The sequence below is a fragment of the Streptomyces sp. RKAG337 genome, from assembly GCF_023701715.1.
Taxonomy (GTDB): domain Bacteria; phylum Actinomycetota; class Actinomycetes; order Streptomycetales; family Streptomycetaceae; genus Actinacidiphila.
Window position 1 is genome coordinate 1,494,935 of record NZ_JAJOZA010000001.1, and the last position, 21,576, is coordinate 1,516,510.

The window sequence follows — 21,576 nt, forward strand, 5'->3', positions numbered from 1 at the left end:
CCGATCGCCTGTCAGCTGTCGCCGCCCGCCCGCCGCGCGTCTAGCGTTTCGGAGGGTGGTCCCCCCGGGGGCCCCGAGCGGGAGGAAGGCCATGGCCACGGAGCAGCCGGCGCGCAAGGGCATCGGCGCACCCGTCGCCGTCGCCCTGATCGCCGTCGTCGGGGTGGCCCTGATCCGCGGCGGTGCCGCGGAGCGGGCCCTTCCGCCGCAGCCCGCCGCGGCGGCCGGCGTCGACACGATTCCCGGTGTCGTCCCGCCTGCCGCCCGGCAGGTCACGCCGCCGTTGCCGGCCTCGCCGCCGGTCCGGGTCAGGATCCCGTCCATCGGGGTGAACGCCCCGCTGATCACCGTCGCGCTCGACAAGGACGGCTGGGTGGGCTCGCCGCCGCCGGCCGACAAGAACCTGGCGGGCTGGTTCAGGAACTCCCCCGCGCCGGGCGCGGCCGGCACCTCCGTCATCGACGGACATGTCGACAATCTGGCCGGGCCCGCCGTCTTCTACGGGCTCGGCGCCCTGAAGAAGGGCGGCCGTATCGAGGTGACCCGCAAGGACGGCCGCACCGCGGTCTTCGACGTGTACGGCGTCGAGGTGTTCGCCAAGAACGCGTTCCCGGCGAAGCGGGTGTACGGCGACACCGGCGCGGCCGAGCTGCGCCTCATCACCTGTGGCGGCGGGTACACGGAGAAGGGCGGATACGACGGGAACGTCGTCGTCTTCGCGCGGCTGGGCGCGGTGCGCTGATCCGGTCACGGCCGTCGGGTCGTGGCCGGCCGGCGGCGGCTGTCCCGCGGCGGCGAATTAGGCTGGTGTCATGAGCATCAGCGTGACCACCTGGTCCCTCGAACAGACCGCACCGGCGGATCTGCGGCCCTCGGCCGTGCCCGCCGCCGGGTCGGGGGTCCGGATCGTGGCCGCCGAGGTGCCGTCGCCCGACTTCAGCCGCTTCCTCTATGCGTCGGTCGGCGCGGACTGCCGCTGGACCGACCGGCTGGGCTGGACGTACGGCCGCTGGCAGGCGCATCTGGACCGGCCGGGCTCGGAGACGTGGGTGGCGTACGACCGGGGCACCCCGGCCGGGTTCGTGGAGCTCGACCCGCAGGACGACGGCGTCGTGGAGATCATGTACTTCGGGCTGCTGCCGGCCTTCCGGGGCCGCGGGATCGGCGGCCATCTGCTGTCGTACGGAACCGCCCGCGCCTGGGACCTGGCCGGCCGGTGGCCGGGGCGGGCCGCAACGAAGCGGGTGTGGGTGCACACCTGCAGCCTGGACGGGCCGCACGCGATGGCGAACTACGAGCGGCGCGGCTTCCGGCTCTTCGACACCAGGACGGCGGACGAACCGGATCAGCCGGTCCCGGCCGGGCCGTGGCCCGCGGAGCAGTGACGCAGAGCACAGTGTCTCACCTGATGGGATATTCTGGTCCACATACTGGACGACGGTGGACTCGTCCAAGACCCTCATGCCACGCTTCCGACATGTCCCGCACTGGAATCGCCTTGGTAGGTCGGCCGCACGTCGACTTCTGCCGCGTGTCCAGCGCCATCTGTCCGGCGAGCTGATCGCGCCGCGCCGGTTGGCGCCGGCACCCCCGCCACCCTCTCGCGCCGTGGTCGCGCATGCGCCCCGCCGCCGCCAACTGCCCTGATCGTTTTCAGGTTTCCGCAGGCCATAGGGTGCATCCGCGCTACCACCGACGTATTCGCCCCTGCCCGAAGGACGCATCGCCATGGCCTCCACTCCTGATCAGCCAGCCGACACCACGGCCCGCCGCAAGGCCGGACGCCACCGTGGTGAGGGCCAGTGGGCCATGGGCCACTTCACGCCGCTCAACGGCAACGAGCAGACGAAGAAGGACGACGACGGTCTCAACGTGCGGACACGCATTGAGACGATCTACTCCCAGCGCGGTTTCGACTCGATCGACCCCGCCGACCTCCGCGGCCGCATGCGCTGGTGGGGTCTCTACACCCAGCGCAGGCCCGGGATCGACGGCGGCAAGACCGCCATCCTGGAGCCGCACGAGCTCGACGACGAGTACTTCATGCTGCGGGTCCGCATCGACGGCGGCCGGCTCACCACCGAGCAGCTGCGCGTCATCGGTGAGATCTCGCAGGAGTTCGCCCGCGGCACCGCCGACCTGACCGACCGGCAGAACGTCCAGTACCACTGGATCCGGATCGAGGACGTGCCGGAGATCTGGCGCCGGCTGGAGGCCGTCGGCCTGTCCACCACCGAGGCGTGCGGCGACACCCCGCGCACCATCCTCGGCTCGCCGGTGGCGGGCATCGCGGCCGACGAGATCATCGACGGCAGCTCCGCGATCGACGAGATCCACTCGCGCTACATCGGCTCCAAGGACTTCTCCAACCTCCCGCGCAAGTTCAAGACGGCGATCTCCGGTTCGCCGCTGCTGGACGTGGCGCACGAGATCAACGACATCGCGTTCGTCGGGGTGCACCACCCCGAGCACGGCCCCGGCTTCGACCTGTGGGTCGGCGGCGGGCTGTCCACCAACCCCAAGCTCGGGGTGCGGCTCGGCGCGTGGGTCCCGCTGGACGACGTCGCCGACGTGTGGGCCGGTGTGATCGGCATCTTCCGCGACTACGGCTACCGCCGGCTGCGCACCCGCGCCCGGCTGAAGTTCCTGGTCGCCGACTGGGGCCCGGAGAAGTTCCGGCAGATCCTCGAGGACGAGTACCTCCAGCGCAAGCTCACCGACGGCCCCGCCCCGGAGTACCCCGAGCAGCAGTGGCGTGACCACGTCGGTGTGCACCGCCAGCAGGACGGCCGCTTCTACGTGGGCTTCGCGCCGCGGGTCGGCCGGATCGACGGCTCGACGCTCTCCAAGATCGCGGACCTGGCCGCCGAACACGGCTCAGGCCGGCTGCGCACCACCGTCGAGCAGAAGATGATCGTGCTGGACGTCGAGGAGCCGCGGGTCGAGTCCCTGGTGGCCGGTCTCGAGGCGCTCGGCTTCCAGGTGAAGCCGTCCCCGTTCCGGCGCGGCACCATGGCCTGCACCGGCATCGAGTTCTGCAAGCTGGCCATCGTCGAGACCAAGGCGCGCGGCGCCTCCCTCATCGACGAGCTGGAGCACCGGCTGCCGGACTTCGACCAGCCGCTGACCATCAACGTCAACGGCTGCCCCAACTCCTGCGCCCGCATCCAGGTGGCGGACATCGGTCTCAAGGGCCAGCTGGTCACCGACGAGAACGGCGAGCAGGTCGAGGGCTTCCAGGTGCACCTGGGCGGCAGCCTCGGTCTGGAGCCCGGCTTCGGCCGCAAGGTGCGCGGGCTGAAGGTCACCTCCGCCGCGCTGCCCGACTACGTCGAGCGGGTGCTGCGGCGCTTCGAGGAGGAGCGCGAGGACGACGAGCGCTTCGCCACCTGGGCCGCCCGCGCCTCCGAGGAGGCGCTGTCATGACCGAACGCGCCGCGCCGTTCTACTGCCCGTACTGCGGGGACGAGGATCTGCGCCCGTCCGAGGAGAAGGTTCCGCACGGTTCGGGTGCCGCCTGGGAATGCCGGGCGTGCAACCGGGCCTTCCAGTTGAAGTTCCTCGGTCTGCTGACCGAGGGACTTCGCAAGAACCCCCCGACCGGAGGCGAGTCGTGACCACCGCACAGCACACCGCCGAGGACCTGCGCGGTCTGGCCGAGCAGGCGGGCCGCGACCTGGAGGACGCGTCCCCGCTGGACATCCTGCGCTGGGCCGCCGAGACGTTCGGCCCGCGCTTCTGCGTCACGTCCTCGATGGAGGACGCCGTCGTGGCGCACCTCGCGTCCCGCGCCTTCCCGGGCGTGGACGTGGTGTTCCTCGACACCGGCTACCACTTCCCCGAGACCATCGGCACCCGTGACGCGGTCGGCGCGGTGATGGACGTCAACCTCATCACGCTGACCCCGGTCCAGACCGTCGCCGAACAGGACGCCGAGTACGGGCCGAAGCTGCACGACCGCGACCCGGACCTGTGCTGCGCGCTGCGCAAGGTCAAGCCGCTGGAGCAGGGCCTGACCGGGTACGACGCCTGGGCCACCGGGCTGCGCCGCGACGAGTCCCCGACCCGCGCGAACACCCCGGTCGTCGGCTGGGACGAGAAGCGCCGCAAGGTGAAGATCTCCCCGATCGCCCGCTGGACGCAGGCGGACGTGGACGCGTACGTCGCGGAGCACGGGGTGCTGACCAACCCGCTGCTGATGGACGGTTACGCGTCCGTCGGCTGCGAGCCGTGCACCCGCCGGGTGCTGGAGGGCGAGGACGCCCGCGCCGGCCGCTGGGCCGGCCGCGGCAAGACCGAGTGCGGACTGCACGGCTGATGACCACTCAGATATCCCAGGAGCGAGCGATGAGCGTGCCGGCGAGCCCGCAGCAGGCGGGTGCCACGGTGTGGCTCACCGGTCTGCCGAGCGCGGGCAAGACCACGGTCGCCTTCGCGCTGGCCGACCGGCTGCGTGACGCGGGCCACCGGGTGGAGGTGCTGGACGGCGACGAGATCCGCGAGTTCCTCTCCGCCGGGCTGGGCTTCAGCCGCGAGGACCGGCACACCAACGTGCAGCGGATCGGCTTCGTCGCCGAACTGCTGGCCTCGAACGGCGTCAAGGTCCTCGTCCCCGTCATCGCTCCCTACGCGGACAGCCGCGAGGCGGTCCGCGGGCGCCACCGGAAGCAGGGCACCCCGTACTTGGAGGTGCACGTGGCCACACCGGTCGAGGTGTGCTCCGAGCGCGATGTGAAGGGGCTGTACGCCAAGCAGGCCGCGGGTGAGATCTCCGGTCTCACCGGGGTCGACGACCCGTACGAGGCGCCCGGGGCACCGGATCTGCGCCTCGAGACCCACGGCCGCACCGTCGAGGACTCCGCCGCGGCGCTGGAAGCGCTGCTCGTCGAGAGGGGACTGGCACTGTGACCACCGTCGCCGCACCCAATGAATCCGCGTACGCGCTCAGCCACCTGGACGCGCTCGAGTCCGAGGCCGTGCACATCTTCCGCGAGGTCGCGGGCGAGTTCGAGCGGCCGGTGATCCTCTTCTCCGGCGGCAAGGACTCCATCGTCATGCTGCACCTGGCGCTGAAGGCGTTCGCGCCCGCCGCGGTGCCGTTCTCGCTGCTGCACGTGGACACCGGCCACAACTTCCCCGAGGTGCTGGAGTACCGGGACCGTACGGTCGCCGAGCACGGACTGCGGCTGCACGTGGCGCGGGTGCAGGACTACATCGACGACGGCCGGCTGCGCGAGCGCCCCGACGGGACCCGCAACCCGCTGCAGACGGTGCCGCTGCTCGACGCGATCGGCGAGGGAAAGTACGACGCGGTCTTCGGCGGCGGCCGCCGCGACGAGGAGAAGGCCCGCGCCAAGGAGCGCGTCTTCTCCCTGCGCGACGAGTTCGGCGCCTGGGACCCGCGCCGCCAGCGCCCCGAACTGTGGCAGCTCTACAACGGCAAGCACGCGGCCGGCGAGCACGTCCGGGTGTTCCCGCTGTCCAACTGGACCGAGCTGGACGTGTGGCAGTACATCGCCCGCGAGGGCATCGAACTGCCGCAGATCTACTACGCGCACGAGCGGGACGTCTTCGCCCGCAGCGGCATGTGGCTGACGGCGGGCGAGTGGGGCGGCCCGAAGTCCGGGGAGACCGTCGAGAAGCGGCTCATCCGCTACCGCACCGTCGGTGACATGTCCTGCACGGGCGCGGTGGACTCCGACGCCTTCACCATCGACCAGGTCATCGTGGAGATCGCCGCGTCCCGGCTCACCGAGCGGGGCGCGACCCGCGCCGACGACAAGATGTCCGAGGCCGCGATGGAAGACCGCAAGCGCGAGGGGTACTTCTAAATGACCACCATCAGCGACGTCACCAGCGCCGAGCAGATCGCGGCCACCTCGCAGCTGCGCTTCGCCACCGCCGGCTCCGTCGACGACGGCAAGTCCACCCTGGTCGGGCGGCTGCTGCACGACTCCAAGTCGGTCCTGACCGACCAGCTGGAGGCCGTCGAGCACGCCTCGCGCCGCCGCGGCCAGGAGGCGCCGGACCTGGCGCTGCTCACCGACGGCCTGCGGGCCGAGCGCGAGCAGGGCATCACCATCGATGTGGCGTACCGGTACTTCGCCACACCGCGGCGCCGGTTCATCCTCGCCGACACGCCGGGCCATGTGCAGTACACCCGCAACATGGTCACCGGTGCCTCGACCGCGGAGCTGGCCGTGGTGCTCGTCGACGCCCGCAACGGCGTCGTGGAGCAGACCCGGCGCCATGCCGCGGTGGCCGCGCTGCTGCGCGTCCCGCACGTGGTGCTGGCCGTCAACAAGATGGACCTGGTGGAGTACGCGGAGCCGGTGTTCGCCGCCATCGCCGAGGAGTTCACGGCGTACGCGGCATCGCTCGGCGTCCCGGACATCACCACGATCCCGATCTCGGCGCTCGCCGGGGACAACGTGGTGACGCCGTCCGCGAACATGGACTGGTACGGCGGCCCCACCGTCCTGGAGCACCTGGAGACGGTGCAGGTCGGCACCGACCTGACGGACGCCCCGGCCCGCTTCCCGGTCCAGTACGTGATCCGTCCGCAGACCACCGAGCACCCGGACTACCGCGGCTACGCGGGCCGGATCGCCTCCGGCATCCTGCGGGTCGGTGACGAGGTGACGGTCCTGCCGTCCGGCGCGACCAGCACCATCACCGGCATCGACGCCCTCGGCGAGCCGGTCGACGTCGCCTGGGCGCCGCAGTCGGTGACCGTGCTGCTCGCCGACGACCTGGACATCTCGCGCGGCGACCTGATCGCGCCGACCGCCTCGGCGCCGGCGACCACCCAGGACGTCGAGGCGACCGTCTGCCATCTGCACGAGCGGCCGCTGAAGGTCGGCTCGCGGGTGCTGCTCAAGCACGCGACGCGCACGGTGAAGGCCGTCGTCAAGGCGCTGCCGTACCGCATCAATCTCACGGCCGGGCTCGCGCACGAGTCCGGGCCGGCGCAGCTGGACGTCAACGACATCGGCGCCGTCGTGCTGCGCACCGCCGAGCCGCTGCCGCTGGACGCCTACGCGGACTCGCGGCTGACCGGCTCCTTCCTGCTGATCGACCCGGCGGACGGCACGACGCTGACCGCGGGCATGGCGGGCGAGGCGTTCGCCGAACCCGCGGCGGCCGGTGCGTCCGCCGTGGAGAAGGAACAAGAGGGGTGGGACTTCTGATGGTCGATGCCTATTCGGGCTTCGCGAAGGAGGGTGGCCGCGTCGGCAGCGGCCTCCTCGGCGCCGGCACGGGCGGGGTGGCGCGATGTGCGCTCTAACCGCTCAGCCCCGCACCCGCACGCGAGTACGCCCGCACCACCGAAGACCTGACGACTTTCCGGCCGCGCCCAGATAGGCGCGCTCCGGCTCTCCGAGAGGAACACCTCCCGTGTCTGCCGCAAGAACCACCCGCAGCCTGAAGCGATCGATCGCCGCTGCCGCGACCCTCCCGCTGCTCTTCGGCGCTCTCGCCGCCTGCGGGTACGGCTCGAAGTCCGACGACACGAAGGACAGCAACGCTGCCCCGGTGGCCAGTTCGGGCGCGAAGAAGCTCTCCGCCGACGAAGTGAAGATCGGCTACTTCCCGAACCTCACCCACGCCACCGCGCTCGTCGGCCTCAACCAGGGCCTGTTCGCGAAGGAGCTGGGCGGCACCGCCATCAAGACCCAGACCTTCAACGCGGGCCCGTCCGAGATCGAGGCGCTGAACGCCGGCTCCATCGACATCGGCTGGATCGGCCCCTCGCCGTCCATCAACGGCTACACCAAGTCGAAGAGCACCAGCCTGCGGATCATCTCCGGCTCCGCCTCGGGCGGCGTGAAGCTGGTCGTCAACCCCGCGAAGATCAAGACCCTGGACGACCTCAAGGGCAAGAAGATCGCGACCCCGCAGCTGGGCAACACCCAGGACGTGGCGTTCCTCAACTGGATCGCAGAAAAGGGCTGGAAGGTCGACGCGCAGAGCGGCAAGGGCGACGTCTCCGTCTTCCGCACCGACAACAAGGTCACGCCCGACGCCTACAAGTCCGGTTCCATCGACGGCGCGTGGGTGCCGGAGCCGACCGCGTCCAAGCTGGTCTCCGAGGGCGGCAAGGTACTGCTCGACGAGCGCGACCTGTGGCCCGACAAGAAGTTCGTGATCACCAATGTGATCGTGTCGCAGAAGTTCCTGACGGCGCACCCGGACGTCGTCGAGGCGGTGCTGCGCGGTTCGGTGAACACCAACGCGTGGATCACGGCCAACCCGGACAAGGCCAAGGCCGCCGCGAACGCCCAGCTCAAGAAGGACACCCAGAAGGCGCTGCCGGCCGAGATCATCGACCCGGCCTGGGCGAGCATCCAGGTCCTCGACGACCCGCTCGCCAAGTCGCTGACGTCCGAGGCCGACCACGCCGTCAAGGCCGGTCTGCTGAAGAAGCCCGACCTCGCCGGGATCTACGACCTGACGCTGCTCAACAAGGTCCTCACGGCCGCCGGCAAGCCCACGGTGGACGCGGCGGGACTCGGCAAGCAGTAGCAGCACCGCGTCACGGAAACACCCGGAAGCAGCCGGTGTCCGGCCCGCGATGGCCGGACACCGGCGGCCTGCAGCACGCACCGCCCGCCCACGTACCAGGAGGTGACCGGATGGCCACGGCAGTCAGGACCACCGAGCAGCACAGCGCGGACACCGCCGTCGCGGACGGCGCGCCCGCCGTTCGCATCGACCACGTCCACAAGGTCTTCGGCCGTCCGGGCTCCGCCCAGGCGGTGCTCGACGACATCACCCTCGACGTCCGTCCCGGTGAGTTCGTCTGCCTCCTGGGTGCCTCCGGCTGCGGCAAGTCGACGCTGCTCAACCTGGTCGCGGGCCTGGACCGGCCGACGGCGGGCACCATCACGGTGCCGGGCGGCGGCCGTCCGGCGCTGATGTTCCAGGAGCACGCGCTCTTCCCCTGGCTCACCGCCGGCAAGAACATCGAACTGGCGCTGCGGCTGCGCGGCGTGCCGCGCGCCGAGCGCCGCCCGGAGGCCGAGCGGCTGCTCAGCCTGGTGCGCCTCGACGGCTCCTACGGCAAGCGGGTCCACGAGCTGTCCGGCGGTATGCGGCAGCGCGTCGCGCTCGCCCGTGCGCTGGCCCAGGACTCCAACGTGCTGCTGATGGACGAGCCGTTCGCGGCGCTGGACGCCATCACCCGGGACGTCCTGCACGGCGAGCTCACCCGTATCTGGGCCGAGACGGGCGTCTCCGTCCTCTTCGTCACGCACAACGTCCGCGAGGCCGTCCGGCTCGCGGAGCGCGTGGTGCTGCTGACGTCCCGGCCCGGCCGGGTCGCCCGCGAATGGGCCGTGGACATCCCGCAGCCGCGCCGTATCGAGGACGCCGCGGTCGCCGAGCTGTCCATCGAGATCACCGAAGAACTGCGTGGGGAGATCCGCCGACATGGCCAGCACTGAGACCGTTCCGGCCGACAAGAAGGGTAGTGCGGGCTCCCAGGACCTCGCGGGTCTGGAGGCCGGGCTCGACGCCCTGGACGCGGTCCAGGTCCGGCGCACCCCGTTCACCCAGGTCCTGGTCAAGAAGGTCCTGCCGCCGGTCTCGGCGGTCCTCCTGGTGCTCGTGGTGTGGCAGCTCGCCGTGCTGGCCGGCTTCGCGCCGGAGACCAAGCTGCCCGCCCCCCGGGCGGTCGGCAGCAGCTTCATGACGCTGTGGAACGAGGGCCAGCTCCTCGACATCATCTGGACCAGCGTCGAACGCGGGCTGCTGGGCTTCCTCGCCGCGGTCGCCATCGGCACCCCGGTCGGCCTCGTCGTGGCCCGCGTCCCGTTCGTCCGGTCCGCCATCGGGCCGATCCTGTCGGGCCTGCAGTCACTGCCGTCGGTGGCCTGGGTGCCCGCCGCGGTCATCTGGCTCGGCATCACCGACTCCGCGATGTACGCCGTCATCCTGCTCGGCGCGGTGCCCTCCATCGCCAACGGGCTGATCTCCGGCATCGACCAGGTGCCGCCGCTCTATCTGCGCGCCGGCCGCACGCTCGGCGCCAGCGGGGTGAGCGGTGCCCGGCACATCCTGCTGCCGGCCGCGCTGCCCGGCTACCTGGCCGGCCTCAAGCAGGGCTGGGCGTTCTCCTGGCGCTCCCTGATGGCCGCCGAACTCATCGCCTCCTCCCCCGACCTCGGTACCGGCCTGGGGCGCTACCTGGAGAACATGCGCGAGGGGTCCGACATGCCGGGTATCTTCCTCGGCATCATCCTCATCCTCGTCGTCGGTATCGCCATCGATCTGCTGATCTTCAGCCCGCTGGAGCGCCGTGTGCTGCGCACCCGCGGCCTGGTGTCCCGGAGCCAGTGATGAACGGTCCCGCCCTCCCGTCGCCCGCCACCACCCTTGCAACGTGGCTCCCCCAGACTCCGTCCGGGGGGACCCCCGACGCGCCGCCCCTTCTGATCATCGCCCACGGCAGTCGCGATCCGCGCCATGCCGCGACCGTCCATGCGCTGACCGAGCAGGTACGGGCCGCCCGGCCGGGGCTCCGCGTCGTCACCGGATATCTCGACTTCTGCGCGCCGACCGTGGCGCAGGTCGTCGACCGCCTCGCGGCGGAGGGGGTCCGCGACATCGTCGCGCTGCCGCTGCTCCTCACCCGCGCCTTCCACGCGAAGGCCGACATCCCCGCCGTGCTGCGCGAGTCGACCGCCGCGCACCCCCGGCTGCGGGTCGCGGTGGCCGATGTCCTCGGCCCCTCGCCGCTGCTGACCGCCGCCCTGGAGCGGCGGCTGGCCGAGGCCGGGGTCACCCCCGGCGACCGCTCGACCGGGGTCGTCCTGGCCTCGGCGGGCTCCACCGACCCGGAGGCGATCGCAGTGATCGCTGAAATCGCGCGGGAGTGGCGGCACACCGGTTGGTGCGCCGTGCGGCCTGCGTTCGCCTCCGCATCCCTGCCCCGGACCGAGGACGCGGTCCGGCAGCTGCGGGCCGAGGGCGTACGCCGTATCGCCGTCGCCCCGTACGTCATCGCGCCGGGCTTCCTGCCCGACCGCATCGTCCGCGGTGCCCGCGAGTCCGGCGCCGACGCCCTCGCTCCTGTGCTGGGCGCGGCCCCGGAACTCGTCGAGCTGCTGCTGGAGCGCTATGCGGGGGCCCTTCTCCCCCGCCGGATGCTGCTCTCGGCCTGACGCGTCAGGCGGTGGGTGTGGTGCCGTTCGCGGTCACCGAAGGACCGGTTCCCGCGGCGGTGACCGCCGCGATGGTGACCTGGTACGCGGTGCCCGGCGTGAGACCGCCGACGACGCGGAACATCCCCTTGCCCGACGGCTGCGTGACCAGCGCGTCCCGGCCGGCGACCTCGATCGTGCGGCCGTCGGAGACGGTGATCAGATAGCCCGTGACCTCGGCGGCGCCGGTGTTCACCGGCGGCGTCCAGACGACGGTCGCCGCGTGCGCCTGGACGCGGAGCTTCGCCCCGGTGGGTGCGGCGGGCAGCGTCGTCACGGCGGCGGGCACCAGAGCGTTCGACGGCAGCGAAGCCGCTCCGCTTCCAAGGGAGTTGGCCGCGCTCACGGCGACGGTGTACGGCTCACCGGACCGCAGCCCGGTGACCCGGAGGTAGCCGCGGGTGCGGAACTCCGCGGCCGTGACCGGCACCGTGGCCGTCTCATGGCCCGCGGCGTCGTACACATGGGCCGTGTAGGACGTCACGGGCGCTCCGCCGTCGGCGAAGGTGGGGTTGAAGGTGACGACCAGCGCGGTCGTGCCGCCGGAACTGGTGCCGACGCGTGACGGTGCCTCAGGAGTGCTGAGTGCGCCGATCCGCCGGTTCAGCAGCCCGCGGTAGGCGGGTTCGAGGCCCGCGTTGGCGACGATCGCCGCGGGGGCGTCGGAGGGGGCGGCGATGATGCGGTTGCCGGTGGTGACGAGTCCCTTGTTGTCGGCGTCGCCGGTGCCCTCCTCCCACCAGTTGTCCTTGACGAGCGTCGGGTCGTTGTTGCCGAGCGCGTCGCGGAAGTCGGTGTGGCGGCTGGCGACGTTGGCGTACGAGGCGCCGTACAGGACGTTGCCCTGGACCGTCTCGTACGTGCAGCCGTTGTCGGTGTAGACGCTCTTGCCCAGGCCCCACTGGCCGTGGATGACGTTGCCGGTGACCTTCTCGCCGTCGGCGATCGAGCTGCCGGTCAGCCCCTGGGTGTAGATGCCGCCGCCGTCGTCCAGCATCTGCATGTAGTCGAAGATGAGGTTGTCGCGTACCGCGTTGTCGTGACTGCTGTTCGGGGTCGCGGGCGAGCCGACCTTGTCGGGCCAGCCGCCCCAGCCCAGTGAGATCGCGGAGTAGCCGACGTGGTCGATCTGGTTGTGGGCGATCGTGGTGCGCTGGGTGTAGCCGTTGACGATCGCGACCCCGCCGTGGAATTCGCGGGGCAGCGCGTAGAGGTGGTTGTCGGTGACCTGGACGCCGGTGGCGGGCTCGGCGCCGTCGACCCCGCCGATCTCCAGGCCGTTGCCGGAGATGTCGGTGAAGATGCTGCCGCTGACCCGGGCGTCCTTCGTCCCGGTGCCCAACTCCAGTCCGGCGGCGCCGAGATGCGCGAAGACATCACCGGAGAACTCGACTCCGCGGCTGTGCGCCAGGGAGACGTTGCCCGGCATCTTCGTCCAGTCGGCGAACGGGCAGGTGCCGCCCTCGACGAAGTGGCACAGGCCCTGGGTGGCCCAGCCGGTCGGCCCGGTGATCGTGTAGCCGGCCTGGATCTCGGAGAACCCGCCGGGACCCGACGGGGTCAGCCAGGTCGCGTAGCTGAACTGCAGCCCGCGGAAGGAGACGTCGTGCAGGGGCACCGCGGCCGTTCCGCCGCCGTCGATCAGCTTCTGCGCGGCCGGTGCCTCGACATCCGCGTGCCGCGGGTCCTCGCCGGGGCGCGGGAGGTAGTAGACGGTGTGGGCTCTGCGGTCGAAGTACCACTCGCCGGGCTGGTCGAGCAGCTCGTAGGCGTTCTCGATGTACGAGGCGTGGCCGCTGTTGGTGAGCTTGCCGGGGCCGACCATGCTGACGGTCCGGCCGGGGATGTCGGGGAACTCGACACGTTTGTTGGAATTGTCCCAGCAGGGCTGGGCCATGGTGATCGTGGTGCCGGTGGCGGAGGCGATGGGGCAGCGCGGCTCGGTCCACTGGCCGAGGCCGTCGCGGTCGATGTTCCACAGCGATTCGCCGCTGGTGTAGACGAACTCGGCGTCGCCGATGTTCCGCCAGCCGGCGAGGGTGCCGGCGGAGGCCGTGTAGCCGGTGGCGGTGGCGGTCAGTCCGACGGGCACCTGGCCACGGGCGCGCTGGGCGCGCACCCCGTCCACGTACAGCTGCCGGGTGTTGGTGAGGCCGCTCGGTGCGGGTGCGGACCACAGTCCGGGCCGGCCGGCGACCTGGTGCCAGCCGGTCACCTGGCGGCCCCCGCTGATGACCGCGGACCCGGCGCCGTCCCAGATCACCCGGTGGCCGTTGCCCCCGGAGTCGCGGGCGTCGAGCACGAGGGGCTTGGACTGCCGGTAGGTACCGGGTGCCAGATGGACGGTCAGATCGGCGGTGAGGTGTCCGGCGCGGGCGCGGACGAGGTCGCGGGCGTGCTCCAGGGTGCGGACGGGGTGCTTGGTGGTGCCGGCGGCGTGGTCGTCACCGGCCGGGGAGACGTAGACATCGCGTGCCGCGGCCGCCGGAGCTCCGGCGGCCGGGGATATTCCGGTGGTGGCGAACACGGCGACGGCCGCCAGCGAAGCGCAGACGGCTGCGGCTCTGCGGCGAACGGGCCTCAGGGGTGCGGGCATGGTCCCTCCCGTGGGATCGGCCTCGTAAGTGCCGGAAACATACGACCACTGACAGTCGATGGTCAAGGAAATACGCAGCAATCACCGCTTCATTGCGGGGAAGTTGGCTGATTCATCGGAGCACTGAAGGATGGTTTCCTTAGGCGATCTTTATAGGTGTAAGGGACCGGCGTCCTCTGAGGGTGGGGCTAGCCTCCCCTGGATGGGGGAGAACCCCCACCGCCAAGTCACCTGGAAGCCTGATGGGTCGGCCGCCCCTCAGCCCCTAGCGTCATGGGTGAAGCAAGCGGTGCGGTGCCGCTGCCATGACGAGGGGGAACCGTGAGTCGCGGACGCGCACACGGCAGCAAAATGGGAATCGCTGCGGCAATGGGTGGCTGGAGCGCCCGGCACCGCTGGACCGCCGTCATCGGCTGGTTGGTCTTCGTGGTCCTCGCGCTCGCCATCGGACAGATGGCCGGCCGGGTGGACGCCAGCCAGGAGGAGGGCCTGCCGGGTGAGGTCAGCCAGGCGGCGGGGATCATCGACGACGCGGGCATCAAGGGTGCCGCCGGCGAGATGGTGCTCATCCAGGTCAAGTCCGGCGGCACGGTCGCGGACCCCGCGGTCCACACCGCCGTGGACGCGGTCATAGCCGCGGTCAAGGGCACCGGCCAGACCACCAACATCAGCTCGCCCTACGACACCAAGGCGATCTCCGCGGACCAGAAATCCGCACTGGTCCGGTTCGAGATGACCGGCGAGAAGGAGACCGCCGACGACCGCGTCACCAAGGTCACCGACGCGGTGGCGGGCACCCAGGCCAAGTACCAGGACCTGCGGATCGAGGAGTTCGGCGACGCGAGCTCCGAGAAGGTGCTCGGTGACGCGTTCGGCGACGACTTCAAGACCGCCGAGTTCTCCGCGGTCCCGGTCGCGCTCGGCATCCTGCTGATCGCCTTCGGCGCGCTGGTCGCCGCCCTGCTGCCGGTCCTCCTCGCGGTGACCGCCTTCGTGGCGACCACCGGCCTGGTCGCCGTCGTCAGCCACCTGGTGCCGATGAGCGACACCGCCAACTCCGTGATGCTGCTGGTCGGTCTGGCTGTCGGCGTCGACTACTGCCTGTTCTACCTGCGCCGCGAACGTGAGGAGCGGGCCGCGGGACACGATGCGCAGACCGCCATCAAGATCGCCTCGGCGACGTCCGGCCGCGCCATCCTCATCTCCGGCATCACCGTGATCGTCGCGATGGCCGGCATGCTCTTCACCGGCATCGCGGACTTCAAGGCCATGGGTGTGGCCACCATGATGGTCGTCGCGGTCGCCATGTTCGGCTCCGTGACCGTCCTTCCCGCCCTGCTCTCGCTGCTCGGCCACCGGGTCGAGAAGGGCCGTCTCCCGTTCCTCAACCGCGCCCGGAAGAACACCTCCCAGCGCTCCGCCACGAGCAACAGCCGCTTCTGGACGGCCGTTCTCACCCCCGTGCTGCGCAACCCGAAGACCGCCACCGTCATCGCGGGCGGCGCACTGATCCTCATCGCCTCCCCGGCGCTCGGGCTGCACACCGCGAACCTCACGATGAACCAGGAGCTCGGCGACGGCCTGCCGATCATCCAGACCTACGACCGCATCAACGTGGCGTTCCCCGGCGGCCCCGACCCGGCGCACGTGGTCGTCAAGGCCGACGACATCAACGCGGCGCCCGTCAAGCAGGCGATCGAGGACTTCCGCGCCGAGGCCGTCTCGAAGGGCGCCAGCAAGGGCCCGGTCACCGTGGTCGTCCACGCCAAGGAGAACATCGCGCAGATCGACGTCCCGCTGGCGGGTGGCACGGACAAGACGAAGGCCGAGGCCGGGCTGGTCCAACTGCGGGACGAGGTAAGGCCCGACACTCTTGGCAAGGTCCCGGGGCTCGAAGCGCCCATCACCGGTCAGACGGCCGGCTCGATGGACTTCACCAACAAGATCACGAGCAGCGTCCCGCCGGTCTTCGCCTTCGTGATCGTCTTCGCCTTCCTCCTGATGCTGCTGTCCTTCCGCTCCCTCACCATCGCCGCCACCTCCATCGTCCTCAACCTGCTGTCGGTGGGCGCGGCCTACGGTGTCCTCGCCGCCGTCTTCCAGCACGGCTGGGGCGCGGGACTGGTGGGTGCCACGGGAACGGGCGCGGTCGTCGCCTGGCTGCCGCTCTTCCTCTTCGTGATCCTGTTCGGGCTGAGCATGGACTACCACGTCTTCGTGGTCTCCCGGATCCGTGAGGCCAAGATGCGCGGCCTCAGCACCCAGAGCGCCATCCAGCACGGCATCACCACCACGGCGGGCGTCGTCACCAGCGCGGCGGTCATCATGGTCGCGGTGTTCGCCATCTTCGGAACGCTCTCCATGCAGAGCATGAAGCAGATGGGTGTCGGCCTGGCGGTGGCCGTCCTCATCGACGCGACCGTCATCCGCGGGGTCCTGCTCCCCGCCGTCATGGCCCTGCTCGGCGAGCGCAACTGGTACCTGCCCAAGTGGCTCGGCTGGCTCCCGGACATGACCCACGACGAGGCCGTACTGGCCCCGCCGGTGCCGGCCCCGGCCGCCCGCCCCGCCGAGGAGTACGACGCGGCCCGCGTCTGACCTTCTCCCGCTCACTGCCGGCCCGGTCTCTCACGGGGGAGACCGGGCCGGCCCATGTTCCTTTCCGCCTTCTGGCCCGCTACCGCTGGTAGCGGGCCAGGACGCGGTTGCCGTCGGAGACCAGGCGGTGGCGCAGCTCGTCGAGGCCGATGGCGCCGCTGTAGTACTCCTGGAAGGCGGGCGTGGCGACCTTGTCCTTCCACTCCGGGTAGCCGCGCACGGACTGGGCCGGCGCGGAGCGGAGGTAGGGGGCCAGCGCGGTGCCGGTGGACCAGCCGTTCCGATCCGTGTGCAGGGCCGGGTCGCGCAGGGCGGCCGTGGCGGTGGGGAGCATCCAGTCGCCCTTGGCGAGCCGGACCACGTTGTCCGTGCGCAACAGGAAGTCGATGAACCGCACGGCCTCCTTCTTGTGCGCGCAGTCCTCGGAGACGGACAGGGTCTGCGGGCTGACGCCCTGCGCGCGGTTGCCGTCGGGTCCCATGGGGGCGGGGAGCACGATCCAGTCGAAGCCCTTCGGGGCCTGCTGCTGGATCTGCTGACGGTAGGAGAACCCCAGCGGGACCATGGCGTACTTGCCGCCGAAGAAGCCGGGGAGGGTGTCGGAGCCACCCATGCCGAGCGTGGTGCGCGCTGCGCTGTGGTCGGTGTTGACCATGTCGTGAATGGCACGCGGTACGGCCTGGTCGGCGGCGTCGAACCGGACGGTGACCTTGCCGTCTGCACCCCGCTGGAAGATCTGTCCGCCGGTGGACAGCGAGAGGTTGAGGGTCGAGCTGACCGGCTCCTTGAGCGGCCAGGCGACCCCGTAGGTCCCGTTGCCGGTCAGCTTCTTCGCGGACTGCTGGAACTCCTCCCACGTCCAGGGGGTGTCGGCGGTCGGGATCCGGACGCCGGACTTCACCAGCAGGGCGCGGTTGGCGATGATCATGCGCGGTTCCTGGAGGAACGGCACTCCGTAGACGCCCTTGCCGAAGGTCGTGGTCTGCCAGGAGGCGCCGGGGATCGCGTCGCGCAGCGTGGCGGGCAGCAGGCCGCCCAGCTCGGCGAGGTCGCCGCCGTACGCGAAGTCCGCGAGGTCGTCGGACGCGTCATGGATGATGTCCGGCGCCTCCCCGCCCTCGAAGGAGGTGAGGAGCTGGTCGTGGACGCTGTCCCAGCTCCCCTGCACGTACTCGACCCGGACGTCGGGGTGGGTACGGTTCCACTCGGCCACGAGCTGCTTGTTGGCGGCGACGGAGTCCTGCTGCCAGGCCAGGCTCTGGAAGCGGAGCGTGATCCGCCCGTCGTCCGAGGTACCGCCCCCGGAGCAGCCGGCCGTCAGCAGGGCGAGCGCGGCGCCGATCGCGGCCGCGCACCGCGAGAGCCTGGGGTAAGGGGAGACCATCAGCCCTTCACCGCCCCGGCCACCATGCCGCCGGCGATCCGCCGCTGGATCAGCGCGAAGAGCAGCAGGCTGGGAAGGGTCGCGAGCAGCGCCGCGGCGGCGAGCGGACCGAGGTCCGCGACGCCCTCGGCGCCGATGAAGTGGGTGAGGATGATCGGCATGGTCTGCTTCTCCGGGGTTTTCAGCAGCACCAGCGCGAAGAAGAACTCGTTCCACGCGGTGATGAAGGCGAACAGGCCGGTGGCGACGATGCCGGGGGCGAGCAGCGGCGCGGTGATCGAGACGAGGGTGCGGAGCCGGCCGGCGCCGTCGACCGCGGCGGCCTCCTCCAGCTCGCGCGGCACGGCGCGGACGTAGCCCGTCAGCATCCACAGCGCGAACGGCAGCGTCCAGACGACATAGACCATCACGAGGCCCGGCAGCGCGTTGATCAGCTGCAGTCGCTTGAGGATCAGGAACAGCGGGATGATCACCAGCACGAACGGGAACGCCTGGCTGACCACGACCCACCCGGTGGCGGCCCGGCTCAGCCGTGAGCGGTGCCGCGCCATCACGTACGCCATCGGCGTCGCGAGGAGCACCGCGATGACGGCGGAGCTCAGCGCCACCAGCAGGCTGTTCAGTGCGGCGTGCAGCAGCGGCTGCTCGTCGAAGGCCTGCCGGAAGTTGTCGAGGGTCGGGTGCTTCGGCCACCAGGTGGGGTGCAGGGTGGCCAGCTCGCGCGGCGGTTTGAACGCCGTCGACACCAGCCACAGCAGCGGGAAGCCGAGGAAGACCAGATAGCCGACGAGCGCGAGGTACTGGCCGGTGCGGCCGGCCCGGCGCTTGATCAGCCGGGTACGGGCGGTCGGGGTGCGGGCGGCATGTGTGCGGGCGGTCGGGGTGCGGGCGGTCGTCACTGGTCGTCCCCCTGGAGCCGGCCGGCCAGATACCCGGCCAGGAGTACGGAGATCACCGCGACCATGACGCAGCCCATCGCCGCCGCGTAGCCGAACTGCCCGTAGCGGAAGGCCTCTTCGTAGGCGAAGAGCATGGGCAGCCGGGTGCGGCCGCCGGGGCCGCCGTTGGTGAGCACGTAGACCAGCGCGAACGAGTTGAAGTTCCAGATGAAGTTCAGGGCCGTCATGGCGAGCGCCACCGGCCGGAGCGCGGGCCAGGTCACCGTCCGGAATCTGCGCCAGGCGCCGGCGCCGTCCACCGCGGCGGCCTCGTGCAGCTCGCGCGGTACGTTCTGCAGCCCGGCGAGGAGCGAGACGGTGGTGGTCGGCATCCCGGCCCAGATGCCGACGACGATCACGGCGGGCAGCGCGGTGGACAGCCCGGCGAGCCAGTCGGTGCCGTCGCCGAGGTGGAGTTGGCGCAGCGTCTCGTTGAGCACGCCCGCGTCCGGGTGGTAGACGAGGCGCCACATGATGCCGACGACGACCTCCGGCATCGCCCACGGGACGATGGCCAGCGCGCGGGCCAGCCAGCGCATCCGCAGCGGCTGGTTGAGCAGCAGCGCCAGGCCGAGCGCGAGCAGGAACTGGGGCACGGTCACCCCGACCGCCCACACCAGGCCGATCCGGAACGAGTCCCAGAAGAGGGAGTCGTGCAGCAGGTCGGAGAAGTTCTGCAGCCCGGTCCACCGGGTCGGCTGAGTGCGGCCCGACTGCGAGTCGGTGAACGCGAGCCCGATCCCGTACAGCAGCGGTCCGACGCTCAGCAGCAGGATCGGGATCAGTGCCGGCAGGACGAGGATCCACACGCCCCGGTCATGACGCCGCGGGCGGGTCCTGGGTGGCGCGGTGGCCAGGGTCACGGCAGGCGGCTCCTTCGCGCGGCTCCGTCGGACGGGCCGCCCGGCCGGTGCGGAGCCGGCCCCGGCGGGCCCCCGTCATGGTCCGGACCCCCGGGCGGCCCGTCAAGACCATGTGACGGCACGTCGGCTCCGGGCCGGCGGCCGCGGGCGGCTGCCCGCGGGCAGGTGCGAGACTGTCGGTGATCATTCGAACGGGGAGCGGCGGAGGCGGTCGTGGAGCAATCGGGCACGGCGTTCACGGAGGAACGGGCACGGGCCGTCCTGGCGGCAGCGGCGAGGCCCGCGGCGGCTTCCGCCGCGGCCTCCGCAGCGGATCCGGCGGTCTCCGGGGCGCCGGACGCGGCCGGGGCGCGGCTGCTGGCGCTGGGCGAGAACGCGGTGTTCGCGGTGGGCGACGGTCTCGTCGTCAAGGTCGGCCGCAGCGCCGAACTGCTCGAGCGCGCCGAGCGCGAGGTGCGGATCGCCGGCTGGCTGGCGGAGCACGATGTGCCGGCGGTCCGGGCGGCCTCGCCGCGGGCCCGGCTGGTCGACGGCCATCCCGTCACGTACTGGGTGCGGCTGCCCGAGCCGGTGCGCCCCGCCGGGCCCGCCGACCTCGCCGGACTGCTGCGGCTGGTGCACGCGCTGCCGGAGCCGTCGGGCCCGTCCGCCCCCGTGCTGCCGCCGCGCGATCTGCTGGGCGGGGTGGAGCGCTGGCTGCGGCTCGCGGGCGAGGCGATCGATCCGGCGGACGCCGCTTATCTGCGCGACCGGCGGGACGGATTCGCCGCGGCCGCCGCCGCGCTGACGCCCCGGCTGCCGCGCGGCCCGGTGCACGGCGACGCGCTGCCGCGCAACGTCCAGGTCGGCCCCGACGGGCCGGTGCTCGTCGACCTGGAGACGTTCTCCTCCGATCTGCGCGAACACGATCTGGTGGTGATGGCGCTCAGCCGGGACCGTTACGGTCTCGACCCGGCCGCCTACGACACGTTCACGGCGGCCTACGGCTGGGACGTGCGTGAGTGGGACGGCTGCGCCGTGCTGCGCGGCGCGCGGGAGACCGCGAGCTGCGCCTGGGTCGCCCAGCACGCGCCCGCGAACCCGGCGGCACTCGCCGAGTTCCGCCGCCGCGTCGCGTCCCTGCGGGACGGCGATCCGGCGGTGCGCTGGTACCCGTTCTGAACGACGGCGTCCACGTCCCTGCGGGCGCCGGAGGGGGTCAGCCCTGGCCCGGCAGATCCGACTCGTCCAGCAGCGGGACGCCGCCGACCGGCGCGGCGCGCTGCTGCGGGAGCAGAGCGTCCAGCCGCAGCGGCCAGGACGCGTCGACGACGGCCTCCGGGTCGCGGTCCCGGCGCAGCCACTTCTGGTAGCCGGTGGCCCAGTCGGTGTACCAGCGGATCTGGGAGCGGTGCAGGTCCCAGAGCTCGGCCTCGCCGGCCTCCGGGTACCGCTCGCCCAGCGCGCGGGCGACCCGGACGGCGGCGAGGGCGTCGGCGCCCGCCTCGTGCGCGTCGTCCAGCACCACCCCGTACACCGCGCAGGCGGCCTCCAGATTGCGCTTGCCCTTGCGGTACTTGTCCAGCGCCCGGTCCATGACCAGCGGGTCCAGGACCGGTCCGACGGCCGGGCCGGGGGCGCCGCCGAGGCCGGGCAGCTCATGGCGGCGCAGCTCGGCGGCGAGCAGGCTCAGGTCGAAGGGGGCGTTGTAGACGACGACCGGTACACCGTCCGCCCAGTACTCGCGCAGCGCGCGGGCTATCTCGGCGACGGCCTCCCGGGCGGGGCGGCCCTCCGCCACGGCCCGCTCGGTCGTGATGCCGTGGATGGCGGTCGCGCCCTCGGGAATGGCCACGCCGGGATCGACGAGCCACTCCCGGTGCCGTATCGGCTCACCGCCCTTGACCTCGGTCACCGCGGCCGTGACGATCCGCGCCTCGTGCGGGTCCGTCCCCGTCGTCTCCAGGTCGAAGCCGACGAGCAGCTCCCGATGCCATGCCATGCGCCTACCTCC

Annotated in this window: 20 protein-coding genes; 15 read left to right on the top strand and 5 right to left on the bottom strand. The window is 71.6% G+C overall.

What is annotated here, in order from left to right; translation table 11 throughout:
• Positions 1–91: 91 nt before the first annotated feature.
• The 13 genes from LNW73_RS06605 to LNW73_RS06660 all read left to right on the top strand — a co-directional run bounded on the left by LNW73_RS06605 (position 92) and on the right by LNW73_RS06660 (position 11,165).
• Positions 92–742 carry a class F sortase gene (locus LNW73_RS06605; protein WP_250989294.1) on the top strand — a complete coding sequence of 217 codons (651 nt, stop codon included), beginning with the start codon at positions 92–94 and terminating at the stop codon, positions 740–742.
• A 70-nt stretch (positions 743–812) separates the two neighbouring features.
• Positions 813–1,385, top strand: a complete 573-nt coding sequence (locus LNW73_RS06610) for a GNAT family N-acetyltransferase (RefSeq protein ID WP_250989295.1) — start codon at positions 813–815, stop codon at positions 1,383–1,385.
• A gap of 92 nt (positions 1,386–1,477) precedes the next feature.
• Positions 1,478–1,561, top strand: a complete 84-nt coding sequence (locus LNW73_RS36630; RefSeq protein WP_331283982.1) for a putative leader peptide — start codon at positions 1,478–1,480, stop codon at positions 1,559–1,561.
• 167 nt (positions 1,562–1,728) lie between these two features.
• Positions 1,729–3,426, top strand: coding sequence for a nitrite/sulfite reductase (locus tag LNW73_RS06615; protein WP_250989296.1), 1,698 nt, complete (start codon positions 1,729–1,731; stop codon positions 3,424–3,426).
• Positions 3,423–3,617, top strand: a complete 195-nt coding sequence (locus tag LNW73_RS06620) for a hypothetical protein (RefSeq protein ID WP_138354334.1) — start codon at positions 3,423–3,425, stop codon at positions 3,615–3,617. The genes LNW73_RS06615 and LNW73_RS06620 overlap by 4 nt, the downstream gene beginning before the upstream one ends.
• Positions 3,614–4,318 carry a phosphoadenylyl-sulfate reductase gene (locus tag LNW73_RS06625; protein ID WP_250989297.1) on the top strand — a complete coding sequence of 235 codons (705 nt, stop codon included), beginning with the start codon at positions 3,614–3,616 and terminating at the stop codon, positions 4,316–4,318. Before LNW73_RS06620 ends, LNW73_RS06625 begins: the two co-directional genes overlap by 4 nt.
• Positions 4,318–4,908, top strand: a complete 591-nt coding sequence (gene cysC / locus LNW73_RS06630) for an adenylyl-sulfate kinase (protein WP_250989298.1) — start codon at positions 4,318–4,320, stop codon at positions 4,906–4,908. The genes LNW73_RS06625 and cysC overlap by 1 nt, the downstream gene beginning before the upstream one ends.
• Positions 4,905–5,831, top strand: a complete 927-nt coding sequence (gene cysD, locus LNW73_RS06635) for a sulfate adenylyltransferase subunit CysD (protein ID WP_250978253.1) — start codon at positions 4,905–4,907, stop codon at positions 5,829–5,831. Before cysC ends, cysD begins: the two co-directional genes overlap by 4 nt.
• Entirely contained in the window at positions 5,832–7,190 is a 1,359-nt protein-coding gene (locus tag LNW73_RS06640; RefSeq protein ID WP_250978252.1) for a sulfate adenylyltransferase subunit 1, read from the top strand. It abuts the gene before it with no gap.
• Between the two features lie 208 nt (positions 7,191–7,398).
• Entirely contained in the window at positions 7,399–8,526 is a 1,128-nt protein-coding gene (locus LNW73_RS06645; protein WP_250989299.1) for an aliphatic sulfonate ABC transporter substrate-binding protein, read from the top strand.
• A 110-nt stretch (positions 8,527–8,636) separates the two neighbouring features.
• A complete protein-coding gene (locus LNW73_RS06650; RefSeq protein WP_138354327.1) occupies positions 8,637–9,446 on the top strand; it encodes an ABC transporter ATP-binding protein in 810 nt (269 codons plus the stop codon).
• Positions 9,433–10,341 carry an ABC transporter permease gene (locus tag LNW73_RS06655; RefSeq protein WP_250989300.1) on the top strand — a complete coding sequence of 303 codons (909 nt, stop codon included), beginning with the start codon at positions 9,433–9,435 and terminating at the stop codon, positions 10,339–10,341. Before LNW73_RS06650 ends, LNW73_RS06655 begins: the two co-directional genes overlap by 14 nt.
• Positions 10,341–11,165 carry a sirohydrochlorin chelatase gene (locus LNW73_RS06660; RefSeq protein WP_250989301.1) on the top strand — a complete coding sequence of 275 codons (825 nt, stop codon included), beginning with the start codon at positions 10,341–10,343 and terminating at the stop codon, positions 11,163–11,165. The genes LNW73_RS06655 and LNW73_RS06660 overlap by 1 nt, the downstream gene beginning before the upstream one ends.
• A 4-nt stretch (positions 11,166–11,169) precedes the next feature.
• Here LNW73_RS06660 and LNW73_RS06665 read toward each other — a convergent pair whose 3' ends face one another.
• Positions 11,170–13,800, bottom strand: a complete 2,631-nt coding sequence (locus LNW73_RS06665; RefSeq protein WP_250989302.1) for a fibronectin type III domain-containing protein — start codon at positions 13,798–13,800, stop codon at positions 11,170–11,172.
• 351 nt (positions 13,801–14,151) lie between these two features.
• On the opposite strand from LNW73_RS06665, the gene LNW73_RS06670 reads away from it, so the two are divergent.
• Positions 14,152–16,398, top strand: coding sequence for an MMPL family transporter (locus tag LNW73_RS06670; RefSeq protein ID WP_250989303.1), 2,247 nt, complete (start codon positions 14,152–14,154; stop codon positions 16,396–16,398).
• A gap of 79 nt (positions 16,399–16,477) precedes the next feature.
• Here the strand turns inward: LNW73_RS06670 and LNW73_RS06675 are convergent, their stop codons facing one another.
• The 3 genes from LNW73_RS06675 to LNW73_RS06685 all read right to left on the bottom strand — a co-directional run bounded on the left by LNW73_RS06675 (position 16,478) and on the right by LNW73_RS06685 (position 19,583).
• Positions 16,478–17,782, bottom strand: a complete 1,305-nt coding sequence (locus LNW73_RS06675) for an ABC transporter substrate-binding protein (protein WP_250989304.1) — start codon at positions 17,780–17,782, stop codon at positions 16,478–16,480.
• Positions 17,782–18,615 carry a carbohydrate ABC transporter permease gene (locus LNW73_RS06680; protein WP_250992830.1) on the bottom strand — a complete coding sequence of 278 codons (834 nt, stop codon included), beginning with the start codon at positions 18,613–18,615 and terminating at the stop codon, positions 17,782–17,784. Before LNW73_RS06680 ends, LNW73_RS06675 begins: the two co-directional genes overlap by 1 nt.
• A gap of 62 nt (positions 18,616–18,677) precedes the next feature.
• Complete coding sequence (locus tag LNW73_RS06685; RefSeq protein WP_374118047.1) at positions 18,678–19,583, bottom strand: carbohydrate ABC transporter permease; 906 nt, start codon at positions 19,581–19,583, stop codon at positions 18,678–18,680.
• 213 nt (positions 19,584–19,796) lie between these two features.
• On the opposite strand from LNW73_RS06685, the gene LNW73_RS06690 reads away from it, so the two are divergent.
• Entirely contained in the window at positions 19,797–20,744 is a 948-nt protein-coding gene (locus tag LNW73_RS06690; protein ID WP_250989305.1) for a phosphotransferase enzyme family protein, read from the top strand.
• 37 nt (positions 20,745–20,781) lie between these two features.
• On the opposite strand, the gene LNW73_RS06695 is transcribed toward LNW73_RS06690, so the two are convergent.
• Entirely contained in the window at positions 20,782–21,564 is a 783-nt protein-coding gene (locus tag LNW73_RS06695; RefSeq protein ID WP_250978241.1) for a 3'-5' exonuclease, read from the bottom strand.
• Positions 21,565–21,576: the final 12 nt, after the last annotated feature.